Genomic DNA, 13,274 nt, shown 5'->3' with positions numbered 1-13,274 from the left:
GTCCTGTCGATCGTGCGGAATGGAACGATTGATCGGGATATGCCGATTGACGCGGCTGTGCGGTCATAAACCTAGCATTGCGCGCATTGTAACCGGAACGCGCGATCGGGCGCAGTTTGCCGCCGCGCGGCTTGTAACCGCGCTTTCAGGGTTGTAACTACGCCCCGCCAAACTTGTAACAACGCCGCATCCAGTAACGGCAACGTCACTCCAGGATACATTTCCGGCGCATCGTCACCGAACCGCGTTTTCGCAAGTCTCGCATTTCACGGGGTTTGCGAAGTCAAAGTGACGTTAGTGACGATAGTGAAGTTATTTAAGACATTGATTAGAGCAACCACTTTAGACACTCAGATAAAGCTCCCTATAGGAGATACCTGAAAAGAGGTCACTAGGCTCTGTTTTGAAACGCCTCAATTCGTGCGAGGGATGGCGAGTCGCAGCAGTCTTCTGAGGAAGGCGAGTTTGATCATGCCGCCGAAGTTGACGGCCGTCTTGTCGAATCGCGAGAAGACCCGGCGGAACTCCTTCAGCCAGCCGATCAGCCGCTCGACGACGTTGCGGCGACGATAGGCTTCGCGGTCGAACTCGACCGGCCGCGCGTCGAGATCCTCGTTCTTCTTCGACGGCACGACCGGACGGATGCCCGTTTCGAGCAGACAGGCGTCGATCCAGTCGGCGCGGTAGCCCTTGTCGCCGGCGATCGCGACAGGCCAGGCGACCGGCGTCCCTTCGTCGTCGACCAGCCGCTCGTCGGCGCCGGCCAGCAAGTCCTCGAACGCCGTCGTCTCGTGAGCCTGTCCTGCCGTCAGGTGGAAGTGCAGCGGCAACCCGCGACCGTCGCAGAGAACGTGAATCTTCGTGGAGAACCCGCCGCGAGAGCGGCCTAACGCGTGGTCGCGAGGCTCGCGCGCGTCCGTTTTTTTCCGCCGCCCGCGGCGCAGCGATGAGCACGCACGATCGTCCCGTCGACGCACCAGAGGTCGAGCGCCAGGTTCCCGACGTCGACGTGAGCGGCCTGCAGACGTCGCACGATCTCGTCGAGCGTGCCGTCGGAGTTCCATTGGTTGAACAGTCCGTAGACCGTCTCCCACGGCCCGAAGTCCGATTCCGGCAGATCGCGCCAGCGACAGCCCGCCCGAGCGATCCACAGCATGCCGTCGAGCGCCTGCCGCCAGTTCGATCGCGGACGGCCCGTCTTCGCCGGCGGCGGAAAGACGTCCGCGAGCAGCTCCCATTCGTCGTCCGTCAAACGCTCGTCGACCATCGCCGCGCCCTCCTGGCCAGTCCACGTCCGTCGAAAGAACTATCTTGCGACGAGCGATCGGGATCAGGAAAGTGCAGTTCTCAAACAGAGCCTAACGTCCATAACGTCACGAATCACGCTCTGCCCCCGTGAAACACGGCACTTGAGCGAGTGACGATGCGCAGGAGTTGTATATCAGGGTGACGAGACGATACTGCCGCCGAAGAAATCCGGTTCGATCAGCGGATTCCTTGAAAATCGATCGTCGTTTCCGGTTTACTCCTAGTGGCTGAAGAATCTTGCCAGAATCGCTTTCGATTCTGAATTCCGAGGCCGTTCCGCCCCACTACTGTATCGCCGAAACCTTTCTGTCAGATTCCGTTTCGATTCTGAATTGAGAGGGTGTTTTCCGGCTTACTGTAGTAGGCGAAAAATGTTGCCGAAATCGCCTGCGATCCTGAAGTCCAGGGCCGTTTCCCCCGCTACTGTTATGTCCGATCTTTTCCCTTCCAATCCGCGCGGAATCTGAATCGAGAGGCCATTTCCCGCGATACTGTTATGACAAAACATTCTTGCCAGAATCCGCTCGGATTCTGAATCGAGCGGTCGATTCGCCCGTTACTGTAATCGACCCTTCTCGCGCCCGCCGCTTATCCCGCCCCGTTCTTCTCTGAGGTTCCCCAATGCTCGCCCAATTTCTCGTCTGTAAGTGCGCGCGGACCGGAAGCGTCAAAGTCAAAGACTTGCTCGCGTCCTTCCGCGAGGCACTTCCGCCCGAAGAACGCCGCACCTGGACGCGAAGCCGCTTCGTTGCCGAACTCGCGGCGCATGGCTTCGCGATCGGCGACGTTCACGGCGTGGACACGGTCGCCGGTCTCTCGCTTCCCATCGCCTACGTCGTGAACGACGACGGCCGTCTAGTCAAACAATAAGCCAACCCACCAAGAGACGTTTTGCAACCGTCTCTCGCCCGCCGCGCGTCCGCTCGCGCGCGGCGGGCCTTTTCTCTTCTCACGAGCGGGATCGAGCGGATACCCATGCAAACGCCTTCGAGCGTCGCGCTCCCCCTGCGCGATGTCGCCCTCTCGCATAACGGGATTGAAGATCCCGACCGCGACGCAACCTTTCTGTTCAACGATCCGTGCGACGCCGTGAACGCCGCCCGCGAACTCGACTCGACTGCCTCGCTTCCCGACGATCGATCGATCGCATTCCGTGCGACGCGAAAGGGTAAGGTTGTCGCGGAATTCGAGCGCCGAGACGGCGACTCATTCCCCGGCGCTACACCGTCCCGGAAGAAATGGACGCTCCCGCTAGGCGTCCAGGCCGATCGACGCTCGTCGCTGGAGCGAGTCGCCCCCGTCGATCCGCACGCGCGAACGATCGTTGAGGAAGGGCAAAACGGGTCGCAGATCGCTAGGCGCGTCGTCCGCGACTGGACGAACGATTGGGTTCAATGCTCGCCGGGCGACGTGCGATGTCACCTACTTGCGAAAGGCTTCCCAAGAGGCGAAGTCGATGCACTGATCGGCTTGACGGTCGATTGCGCCTTTCGTCGGGTCCACGTTCCTTTCGGTCCCGAGTATCCCGGCGACCGCCAATGGAATCTTGGCGCTCCGCAACTCCGATTCGAGCCGAGCGCGGAACGTGGACCGACTCCCCATTGGGACGCGATCCTGGAGCATTGCGCCGGCGAACTGGACGAAGCGCTCCGCGCCGACGAATGGGCGCAGCGAAACGGCATCGACTCAGGCGCCAAGTACGCGCTGGCGTGGATCGCGAACCTCTTTCGATTCCCGTTCGAGCCGCTTCCCTATCTGTTCTTCTACGGGCCGCAAAACAGCGGAAAGAGCATCTTTCACGAATCCCTCGCGCTTTTGATGACGAAGGGCGTCGCCGCTGCCGACCGCGCGCTGACGAACTCGAATGACTTCAACGGCGAACTCGCGAACGCGGTTCTCGCATACGTGGAAGAGAAGAACGTCGCCACGTCGCCGGGCGCCTACGCGAAGCTAAAGGATTGGGTCACGTCGCCGACGCTGACGATTCGACGGATGCGGACCGACGCCTACCGTCAGCCGAATTCGCTTCACTTCGTCCAGTGCGCCAACGAATTCGACGCTTGCCCCTCAGACTTCGGCGACACGCGCATAACCATGATGCACGTCGGACCGCTGGAGCAAGAGATTCCGAAGCCGTTGCTAATCGAGCGGCTGAAGGAAGAGGCGCCGGCATTCATGCGATCGATCATGGATCTTCCGCTGCCGACGCCGGACGGTCGCTTGCGACTCCCGGCCATCCGCACGGCAGCGAAGGAACGGGCCGCGCTCGCCAGCGTGTCGGACCTCGCACAAGCCATCGTCGCCGCTATGGCGGATCGCGATTCTTGGGCAGGGGTCGCGAAGTCACTTCCCGAACTGCTTGGCGAAGGCGATTGGCCTACCGACGCTCGCGTCGCCAAGCGTGAGCTACAGAGCGCCGCCGCCTACCTGCGACACAACGGCCTCGCGACTACCTGGACCCGCACGAATGCGGGGCAGGAACTTACCGTCGCGAAGCTCGCCGCCTGATTCCTGACTCTCTTCTGCGCCGGCTACGCTGCCGGCCTCTCTTCTCTTGCGCGTGGATGCACGATGAACCTTCTCCGTTACCTTCGCTCCCTTTTCGCCCCGCGAGCGCGCTCGCGGCTACAGCCGAGCGACCCGCCGATCCTGACAGACCCGGAACGGGGCACCTACTACCAATACCGCGACCGGCGGCTCTACTTCGCGACGGAACCGCATCGCCGGGTCTGTCGCTACATCATGGCGACTGGCAAGTATCCGCCCCGTGGCGTCGTCGGTCATTCCGAAGCTGGACGCTTCGGCCTTCTCGACCGCGAATGGGGCAACTTCTACCCGCTTCGTCGGGACTCGAACAATCAATACAAGATCGTCCTGGAGCTAGTCCGATGCGACCGCGCGGAAGCTCTCCGATCCGAGCCAGCCGACCCGACCGCGATTGATTGGAGGCCGCACTATGGCGACCTCTAAGCAACGCAAACAACACCGCGAGGCGATCAAGCTCGCGAGCGCCGACGATCTCCGCAACTTCTCCTCAAAGTCTCTTCCGGCACCGCCGCCGAAGCCGGCGACCGACCATCCCACCAATCACAAAGTAGACAATGCACGATCACCACGAAGCTAAGACGCACCGCGCTGGCTACTTCCGCTGCGCTTTCACTGGCCAGACCTTCCCCTACGCCTACAGCGCGGATCGATCGACCGCCCGAACGGCGCGCGCGGAACTCGAAAGACACCAAGCGACGTACACCGAAGCTGCCGAAACGAGGGCTGGCCGGAAGCTCACGGTCCGCGAACTAATGCAGGGCGGCGCGGCCGTCCAGGATTCACGATCGACCCGCGAGCGGATTGAAGCCGCGAACACGTTCCGGCAACCGACGCGCGACGAGAACGATAACGCGCTGGCGCCTACGCTCGCCGAACTCCGCACCGAACTCGCAGACCTCCCGCGCACGGGATACAAAGTCAACGAGAAGCGCGCCGCCCTGGAGCGACGTATCCACATGATCGCGCCGCAGGTCGCCGCGAAGGATGCGGAAATCCAGTCGCGAAAGGAACGCGAAGCGATCACTGAAACGATCGACTACAAAACGGCAGTGACCTACGGCGAAGCGTGGTTGCTTCGTCTGAAGATGGACGCGACCGTTCCGCAAGAATGGGTTCAGGGCGCAAAGGACCGGCTCGCGCGTCTCCAGTCAGACCTGGACGTGGAGGGATTCAATGCGGAAACGTACGCTTGGGAAGACGAGCGGCAAGCCGCGCTCGATCACAAGCTCCGCATTCTTGACGACGAAGCGAAGGCCGTTCGCGAGAAGGCCAACGAGTTCCGGCGCGAAGTGAAGAACGACGCTCCGCCGTCGGTCGATGCGGAGAACCTGGAGGTCGCCGAATGAGTCAACCAATCATCATGCAGGATGCGGGCGACGGCTTCCCGATGTTCTACGATCCCGACACGCGCGAGAACTTCTACGAAAGCCGCGAGACGGGGCGCCGGATTCGGTTCAATCCCGATGCCCCGGCGAAGTACGCGGCGACCGCGCGATTGATGGCGCGGGCGAGTTGTGCGCCGCCTCGCGGGACGCGAACCTCCCTCTCGCAAGACGGAAACGTCCTTACGATCTTCGGTTCGCGCGGCTCGCGCGATGCCGTCGGCGTCGATGATGTCGTTCGCTTCAAGCAGGTTTGCGACATGCTTCACGGACGCTGACGAAACACAAAGGGCCGCCCGTATCGGGGCGGCCCTTTTTCGTGCGCCAGCCGATGCAGGCTCAGATCGCGCCCATTTCCCGCAGCGTCCTTCCTCCGCGATGAATTCTTGTTTTGAGCGTTCCGAGCGGGATGCCGAGCTTCGCAGCGGCTTCCTTCCAACTGTTGCTCCCCCTCAGAACCTCAAAGGCTTCGCGGTCCTCCTGGCGGAGCGTGGCGACGGCAGCGATCAATCGTTCGTTCATGTTGTCTCTCAGGGTTGAAGCCTAGCCGATACTTCCAGCCTGATTGCCGAACCGCGCGCGGCCGATAGACCTCTTTCCGCTAATCTTTGAGAAATCGCTTCCGATCCCCTCAGAACCGCTACAGACTCACCACCGTCTATTGTGGTGCAACGAAATATCGCGTTTTCGCTTGCTTAAACTTCGTAGTAGAACCCCGCCGATGGCTACTTTCGAGACGATCGACGCCGCATCGCCGCACCTAGGATCCGTTATTCAGCTATGGCGACCTGAAAGCGATACGCTCGACTTGAAGGCGCATTCCCGAAGCGAAGGAAATTGCATCGACCTAAGTACCTCCTGCGCCACCTTTCTTACGTCTAGATCGAGGCGCTGCGACATCCTTACGTTTTGCGATTGCATCAAACTTCTCTGCAAGTGAACGCCACCGCGTCGCAATGTCTTGGGCCTCGCTGAACAGTTCCTGGACTTCCTGCGCTGCCTTAAGCGAGACGTCACTTTCAAACCGCTCTTCCTTTTTCGGCAACCGAAGAGCCATGGTAACGCCTGGAGCAAGATCGACATCCAGTCGACTCGACCGAGACTGTGGAAGAAGCAATCCGTCCCTCATTCCAAGAATCAGTAATTCATCTACGGAAATATCACAGCGGGGGCGGTCAGTCAATCGATCCGACAAAGTGAGGTCCCGCACAATTCGCCTTGCCAAAGGATTCCCAGCAGGCAGTGCAAACCCATTGCTATTCACGCTTGCGCAAAGTCCGTACCATAAGAACACGGCCGGACTACTAATAGCCAATGAACTCAGCAATTCCGCATGGTCAATCGATCCAGGCGAAAGCAGACTTGCGAGATACCCCGCAATGAAGCCTACGCGGCTGTCGTCCCGAAAAGTCCTTCGAGAAAGCTCTTTCAGAGCGGCATCGATGATATGAAAACGCTGCTCCCGTGGAAGAGCAAGTATCGACGACGGATCCGAGACTTCGAGCGAACCGCCTAGCAGATGCCTCCACGTCGCCGGTCGCACCGATCCTGAGGACGACAATTCACTCCACGCTGATTCGACGACGTCGGCCTCCGAAAACAAATCCTTCCTACCGCCCTTGCTGGAAGCTCTAAACGCGATGGCCCAAGCCTTGACTATTTCGCTCGTAGCGAGCGATAGAGTCTCTTGGCCCGTCACTGACCGTGCTTCTCCCCAAAGCTTCACCAAGTCCACAGGAAGAGCAGCATCGCCCGATATTGCGAACTGCCTACACAGGCAAAATGACAACGTTGCCGAAAAGGCACTGGTAGGGAAACTAAAGAGCGAAGCCCGGCTATAGGAGTGCGCTAGCGACTCTCCAAGCACCAGTCCGGAAGCAACGCCCTCCTTGTCTCCTAACGAAGGAATGTCTCGCCGCTCGAAAGCGCGATCCGCAGTTTGTCGTTCGATTACCCGGCAAAATGCGGTGAAAGGTCGATAGTCTCTCACATACGCTGCAAACCAAGCGAGCCAATCGCGTAGTGACCCGTTTGGTACAACGATTAACGCGGGAACTGGCCCGCTCTGAGCGGGCCGATCCGGCCACGCTGCAACGGCAGTCTCCCCCCAAGCCTGTTCAAAGGCTGAAAGGCCCGACTGCACAACACGGAGCGGCTTGGCATCCTGTCTCGGCGAGAGTACTTCCGTGAGATCTCGCCGAGTAACCGGCAGCGTCCACATCAAGACTTACCCTTGAACAGTGCCGACAACGGCGGTGGCCCCTTCGGCGCGGACAGGCCTTCAATGGCCGACTCAAACCAACCGCCAAAACTACCTTCGTGATACAGCGTGAGCGATGTCTTCGCCCGAGTGACTGCGGTGAATCCCAGATTGCGCTGGTTTGGGTGTTCCTTCACCGTCTCCGCAGCAGCAAAATGCAACGCGCGCACTTCAAGGCCCTTCGCGCCATGAACCGTACTGACGCATATCGGCTTTTTCGCATCAAATGCGTCGTCATCGTCGTCTATAAGACTAACTTTCGCCTTCAGCTCCGCCTCCGTCTGGAGGTATTGAAAGATCTTTCCGACTTGTTCACGCTTAGGGCACACGACACCTAGATATTCGCCGGGAAACGTCTTTAGCTGCGACTTAAGGCTCTTGGCGACTGCACGACACTGATCGTCGAACGCAGCATGTACGACAGTCACTGTCGACGGACTCACGGATTCTTTGTAATTCGAGGTTGCTGCCAACGACTTGGCGCCCTGTGAATCTTTTGACATCAGGTCTGCAAGCTTGCAGATCTCTAGGCCATTTCGATAGTGGCGGCGAAGCTCATGCACCTTGCCAACAGCTTTCCGAATAGCGGAAAGCGGCTCTTTCCCTGGTTCCGTCGACTCATATATTTGCTGTCGACTGTCGGCAACCGCAAATAGCTGATCTGAGAGCCGAGCAAATACGTCAATCTCTTCCGCCGAGTAGTCTTGCGCCTCGTCAAGCAGAATCGCCTCGAATGCCCCTTTGATCTTGCGGATCTCGATCAGTTCTTTCACCTTTTCTAGCAAGAAGGCTCTTTGCTTACGAAAGTCGCTTGGCGGCGTGACAATGACCCCGTAATGATACAAGACGTCTCTGAAGAACTTGGTGTGCGTAACGATCTTATCAGACGGGAAGGCATATTCACTCCCGCCCGATGCAATGTACTTCCTTAGAGTCTTCGTAAACACCACAATGGCGATGTTGGGCTTGCCAGACATCGCTAAATGCTGCGCTCGAAGCAGTAGTATGTTTGTCTTGCCTGACCCGGGCGGGCCAATTACAAGATGATTGCCGCTGGTCGCGATGCTGATAACGTCGCGCTGATCGTCGTCAAGCTCGCCTTCCCCCAGCCACCAAGAACCAGGCATCGTAAGTCACCCTTTATTCTGCTGTGAAAGACAAAGGCTCAATGCCGCCGACGACCTCGCCTCGCTCCAGTGCTGAAGCGAGAAAGCGATAGAGATGTTCGCTGATTCCCGCAGCCACTACATCATCCTCAAATGGGCCCTCATAAACGATCTTGTTTGGCGGGAGTTCGCAAGCAATCAGTTCGTCAATGTCGACGGCAGCCGCGCCCCAAGAATGGATGGCGACAACCTGAGCGTCCGTACTGAGCAGCGAAACGCGTAGTCCAATCGCAAATGGCGACGAGATGCTGTGCGACTGAGATTTGCCGAAGGCGACTATAACTACCGCGCCTTCGGAATCCTCGGTCGCTCGTTCGTAGATCTCAAACGCTGGCAGGACTTCAGTATTACTGGTGCATTCGTTTCGGATGATGGACGTAAGTCGACTTAACGCATCATTTAGAGCCAGTTGGATCGCGCGCGACGCTGGGGTGTCAAATTCCTCCGCCGACATAGTCGACGCTTGTCGCCGTCTGATCCGCTGTCTCAAAGTCGCAAGAGAGGGCTTGGGCGGCTTAGGCTTGAAGCTATCCCAATCGATGAGCTTAAGCCTGAGTTCAGGGTTTTTAACTAAGCAGCTTCTCGAAAGGGCAACGAGGTCCGCGTCTGCTCCGTCCGCAGCGAAATCCGGCTCTTCGTCTTGGACGGCACGGACTAGCCTTGCATAGGGATTGCAAAAATCGTGGAAAATCGGCTTGCGGGTCAAGAGGTCGTGGAGGACGGCTCCTATTTGGTAGAAGGTTAGGGCGCGAAACCCTTCCATTGTTTGCTCTTCGTCCCTCAGCAAAAACTCCGGCGAACTGTATTGCAAAGTGCCTACAAACTGCTGGCCTTCAACATCGGTGAGCGTCGTTGCGTTGAACGGCTTTATCACGCCCAGGTCAAGTAGAGTCAGATGTTCGTAGTCATCGCTTACTGCAATGTTACTTGGCTTTATATCGCGATGTGCAAGGCCCTTTCCTTCCAGGAAGCTAGCTGCGTCGGCTAGTTGTGCAATTAGGCCTGGAACTCGGTCCGGGGGCACGCTGGGGAGTAGCTCTGCGAGATCTCGGGAGGGCACGCATTCCATGACAACGAAAAGCTTGTTCGTGCTGTTGCACTTACCCCCATCGAAGATCTGAACGAGGTTTGGATGCCTTTCGCCAACTAGCGAGAGTTCGCGGTCGATCCTGGCGAGTTGCATCGACTCGCCATATCGTTCAACGAGATCCGGGTCGAAGACCTTAAGCGCAGCTTCTACGCCGTCCTTCCTGGCCTTCAAGACAAGTGCAGACTTTCCTGCGCCGAGATAGGACTGAATAAGCCAACCGTTGACTTCTCCGCCAACCAGTTCCTCGGTCATTCTTTTGGCGATTGCTCTATCCATCGAGGTTCCAAACGGACAGTGGGTCAAAAGTAGATCGATCACGTTCGGCGTGTAGTCGTTGAGTTTACCAATTCGAGAGGCTTCGGTGAGGAGGTCCGGCCCGCTACCGGACTTTACGCGCCCGCCGCAACTGGTGTGTCGCTTGGAGCAAAACCGCCGCCGGCTTTTCGGCGTAACCTCGCTGTCACCCCCTGACGTGAGGAAACGCATGAAGATGCCGCAAACCGCTCCCGCCTTCGCCCGCTGGCTAAAGGCTCGATTCTCCGAAATGGACGCCATCGCCGAACTTGGCGAGCCGGATTTCTTCGATCAAGTCGCTATTGCGGAGACGGTCGAACAAGCAAACCGCTTCGCTGCACGCTTCGGGGCGCCGGTTGAACCGGAGAAGCCATCGGCGACGCCCCGCGAGGCTCTGGCGACGCTTGGAGGCTTGCTGGCCTGGACTGAACGACGCGATCGGTCAGAGCTACTGACCGTTTCTGAAGTCGGTCGCCTCTTGGGGCTGTCCGTGCGGACGGTATGGCGGGGCGTTTCGGCTGGCGAGATTCCGGCGCCCGTCAAGGTTCTAGGCTCGACCCGCTGGAAACGGTCGGACCTGGAAACCATGCTGGCGACTCTGACGAGCAACGGGAGCTAGGAACGATGCCGAGTCTGTTCAAACGCAAGGTCAACGGAAAGCCGGCCCGTAAATGGACCGTCGAGTATCGGACTGGATCGGGCGAGCGGAAGCGAGTCACGGCCTTCACGGACAAAAGCCGCTCGTTTCAGTTAGGCGTGAAGCTCGAAACGGATGCCGCCGCCGCTTCGCATCTTCTCCACGCGAAAACGCCCCTCTCGGAAAGCCTGGACGTCTACCTGGAGAACCTTCGATCGAAAGAACGAACTGAACTTCACGTCAACGTCGTTCAAAGTCGCGTCACGGCGATTCTGAACGGGTGCGAGTTCGTCTACCTTCGCGACGTGAACTTGCCGACGCTCGAAAGATGGCTCGCGAGTCAGCGCAAGGCCGGGGCGTTCGGTTTGAGGACGAGCAACTATTACGCTCGCGAGTTCAAGTCGTTCCTGACGTTTTGCGTGCAAGAGGGGCGAGCGGAGAAGAACCCGCTGGACCGATTCGAGAATCTGAGCGTCACCGACGACGGCCCCGGTCGCCGCGCGCTCTCGTCAGGCGAGTTCGACAAGCTCATTCAGGCGACGCAAGAGGCGCCCGCGTTCCGCAATATCAGCGGTCCCGATCGCGTCGCGATTTATCTCGTTGCCGCATTCAGCGGATTGCGAGCGTCGGAACTTTTCTCTCTGACGCCGGAATCGTTTGACCTGGACGGCACGGCGGTCACGGTCGCGGCGGCGTACTCCAAACGTCGCCGGAAGGATCGCGTGCCGCTTCCCGGCGATCTGGTCGCGTTTCTGCGCGGCTGGCTTCCCGGTCGAACTGGTCAGCTATGGCCGGGAACGTGGTATAGACGAGCCGCCGAAATGCTGCGCGGCGACCTGGAGCGAGCGGGCATTCTTGTCGCGGACGCATCGGGCGCCGTCTGCGATTTTCACGGCCTCAGAGTTACCTATATCTCGTCTCTGGCGCAGGCCGGCGTCCCGATGAAGACGGTCCAGACGCTCGCGAGGCATTCGACGATCACGCTGACCGGCGACGTCTACAGCAAGCTCCGTCCCGGCGACGTAAGCGACGCTTTGACGAGGCTACCGGCCGTCCCGAAGCTACCCGATCGATGTACAGAAACTTGTACAGACGGGCCGGTCCCGGAGGGGCAAAACGAGGCATCGGATGACACAATCGCCGATGCGACCACGAAAAAAGGCAGCGACCGTAAGTCGCTGCCTAGACGTCGGTTGGCATCGATTGACGCCAGAACTGAGAGTACCAGAGGAGGGGGTCGAACCCTCACTCCCTTGCGGGAACTGGATTTTGAGTCCAGCGCGTCTGCCGATTCCGCCACTCTGGCATGCGGTAGCTTTGTAGCGAACGGGCCGCGGAGTCGCAAGAACCGCAAGCCGCGCCGCCGACCGAATGGACGACAGCGAGGGCGAATGGGTTCGCTGGGCTGGGGGGGCGAATCACTTCGGTCGAACGGCGACTGAGGCGATCGACCGGAGCGACGGCTCGACTACCAGAGCGTGATGTATCGCAAGACGTTGCGAACGTGCTGGCCCCGGACGTAGAGTTCGGGCTGCCCCAGGATGCCGCGTCCGGCGTAGCTCTCCTCGGGGACCGTCGGACGCAGAGCGAGGATCGGCTGCAGGCGACTTTCGTCGACCGGCACGGCGGGAACGTTCACCGCGACGGGATTGATCAGAAACGGTACTGCCGTGCCCGACGGCCCGCCGGCTCCCGGAAAGCCGGCTCCGGGAATCGTGCTGCCATTCAACGTCGGTGCGAACGAGGCCGCGTCCGAGACCGACGGCGAGAACACCGTCGTCGTCGGATAGGAACCCGTCGGGTAAGCCGCGCCGGGATACGACATTGCCGGAGCGTTCGTCACGGGAAAGCTCGTCGCGGGAATACTCGCGGTTGGAAACGTCGGCTGCATACCGGTCACGACTGTGCCGGTTCCCGCGCCGCCGCAGCAGGCGCCGGTCGTCGGGGCGGCGAAGCTCGTCGGCGTCGCGAAGCTGGGCTGACTGAAACTGGTTTGAGATACGCCGGAGGCCGGCACGCTGTAGGAGGTCGTCGCGCCGGACGCGGGCGGATAGCTCGACGGCACGACGGTCGGCTGCGAGTAGGTCACCGTCGGCGAAGCCGCGGCGCCGTAGTTCGCCTGCGTCGCGTAGCCCGTGGGCGAGACCGCCGGGCGCATCACTGGCGCAGAACCCGCCGACGGGCCGTAGTACTGCACTCCCGTGCCGACGGGCGCCGACGAGATCGGCATCAGCGCGGTCGTCGCCGAAACGTTCCGGGCCGAGACGGACCCGTCCTGCGTGTTCACGAGCGCGGAATCGTCCAGCGGCACGAGCCTGGGGCGCGAATCTTCGACCGGAACGCGCGAGCCGCTCTCGACGTCGCGCTGATGCGACGCTTCGCGGGCGGGGACTGCGCCCGATCGACTCGCTGCCGAAGCGCGGCCCGGGGGCGACAGGGCTTCCGAGTCGTCGATGGCAGGCGTCGGAATCCGCAAGCTCGAGTGGCTGCGGACCGTCTGGCCGTGCAGCGACGTGACGAACAGCAGACCCGTGATCACGAACGCTCCCAAGACCCTCATGGCTTTTCCTTTCCCGGAAATGCAGGCACG

General features: G+C 60.0%; 12 protein-coding genes, 1 tRNA gene and 1 pseudogene. 7 read left to right on the top strand and 7 right to left on the bottom strand.

Annotation, left to right across the window (positions count from 1 at the left end):
- Positions 1-413: 413 nt before the first annotated feature.
- Both SH602x_RS14425 and SH602x_RS14420 read right to left on the bottom strand, forming a co-directional pair.
- Complete coding sequence (locus SH602x_RS14425) at positions 414-977, bottom strand: IS5 family transposase (protein ID WP_479472975.1); 564 nt, start codon at positions 975-977, stop codon at positions 414-416.
- The gene (locus SH602x_RS14420; protein ID WP_479472974.1) at positions 887-1,267 is read right to left on the bottom strand and encodes an IS5 family transposase; all 381 of its coding nucleotides are present in this window, start codon (positions 1,265-1,267) and stop codon (positions 887-889) included. Before SH602x_RS14420 ends, SH602x_RS14425 begins: the two co-directional genes overlap by 91 nt.
- A 662-nt stretch (positions 1,268-1,929) precedes the next feature.
- Between SH602x_RS14420 and SH602x_RS14415 the strand changes: the two genes are divergently transcribed.
- The 5 genes from SH602x_RS14415 to SH602x_RS14395 all read left to right on the top strand — a co-directional run bounded on the left by SH602x_RS14415 (position 1,930) and on the right by SH602x_RS14395 (position 5,515).
- Positions 1,930-2,178, top strand: a complete 249-nt coding sequence (locus SH602x_RS14415) for a hypothetical protein (protein ID WP_479472973.1) — start codon at positions 1,930-1,932, stop codon at positions 2,176-2,178.
- A gap of 600 nt (positions 2,179-2,778) precedes the next feature.
- On the top strand, positions 2,779-3,816 hold the full coding sequence (locus tag SH602x_RS14410) for a primase-helicase family protein (RefSeq protein ID WP_479472972.1): 1,038 nt from the start codon (positions 2,779-2,781) through the stop codon (positions 3,814-3,816).
- 63 nt (positions 3,817-3,879) lie between these two features.
- Positions 3,880-4,278: a hypothetical protein gene (locus tag SH602x_RS14405; protein WP_479472971.1), complete on the top strand. Its 399-nt coding sequence runs from the start codon at positions 3,880-3,882 to the stop codon at positions 4,276-4,278.
- Between the two features lie 329 nt (positions 4,279-4,607).
- The gene (locus SH602x_RS14400) at positions 4,608-5,201 is read left to right on the top strand and encodes a hypothetical protein (protein WP_479472970.1); all 594 of its coding nucleotides are present in this window, start codon (positions 4,608-4,610) and stop codon (positions 5,199-5,201) included.
- Entirely contained in the window at positions 5,198-5,515 is a 318-nt protein-coding gene (locus tag SH602x_RS14395; protein ID WP_479472969.1) for a hypothetical protein, read from the top strand. Before SH602x_RS14400 ends, SH602x_RS14395 begins: the two co-directional genes overlap by 4 nt.
- Positions 5,516-5,576: 61 nt before the next feature.
- Here the strand turns inward: SH602x_RS14395 and SH602x_RS14390 are convergent, their stop codons facing one another.
- The 3 genes from SH602x_RS14390 to SH602x_RS14380 form a co-directional block, all read right to left on the bottom strand.
- Complete coding sequence (locus tag SH602x_RS14390; protein WP_479472968.1) at positions 5,577-5,759, bottom strand: RNA polymerase sigma factor; 183 nt, start codon at positions 5,757-5,759, stop codon at positions 5,577-5,579.
- A gap of 1,698 nt (positions 5,760-7,457) precedes the next feature.
- The gene (locus tag SH602x_RS14385) at positions 7,458-8,624 is read right to left on the bottom strand and encodes an ATP-binding domain-containing protein (RefSeq protein ID WP_479472967.1); all 1,167 of its coding nucleotides are present in this window, start codon (positions 8,622-8,624) and stop codon (positions 7,458-7,460) included.
- 13 nt (positions 8,625-8,637) lie between these two features.
- Positions 8,638-10,239 (bottom strand): protein kinase domain-containing protein, encoded by a 1,602-nt coding sequence (locus SH602x_RS14380; RefSeq protein WP_479472966.1) that lies wholly within the window; start codon positions 10,237-10,239, stop codon positions 8,638-8,640.
- Here SH602x_RS14380 and SH602x_RS14375 point away from each other — a divergent pair.
- Positions 10,238-10,666 (top strand): helix-turn-helix transcriptional regulator, encoded by a 429-nt coding sequence (locus tag SH602x_RS14375; protein WP_479472965.1) that lies wholly within the window; start codon positions 10,238-10,240, stop codon positions 10,664-10,666. The genes SH602x_RS14380 and SH602x_RS14375 overlap by 2 nt on opposite strands.
- Positions 10,549-11,682 (top strand): annotated as a pseudogene (locus SH602x_RS14370) (site-specific integrase); the annotation flags it as partial. The gene SH602x_RS14375 and the pseudogene SH602x_RS14370, both read left to right, overlap by 118 nt.
- Positions 11,683-11,906: 224 nt before the next feature.
- Here SH602x_RS14370 and SH602x_RS14365 read toward each other — a convergent pair.
- Both SH602x_RS14365 and SH602x_RS14360 read right to left on the bottom strand, forming a co-directional pair.
- Positions 11,907-11,990, bottom strand: a tRNA-Leu gene (locus tag SH602x_RS14365).
- Between the two features lie 162 nt (positions 11,991-12,152).
- Positions 12,153-13,244 carry a hypothetical protein gene (locus tag SH602x_RS14360; protein ID WP_479472964.1) on the bottom strand — a complete coding sequence of 364 codons (1,092 nt, stop codon included), beginning with the start codon at positions 13,242-13,244 and terminating at the stop codon, positions 12,153-12,155.
- Positions 13,245-13,274 lie beyond the last annotated feature (30 nt).

It is taken from the genome of Lignipirellula cremea, assembly GCF_056501455.1.
Note: the sequence above shows the minus strand (reverse complement) of the source record. Positions and strands in the feature narration are given on the sequence as shown.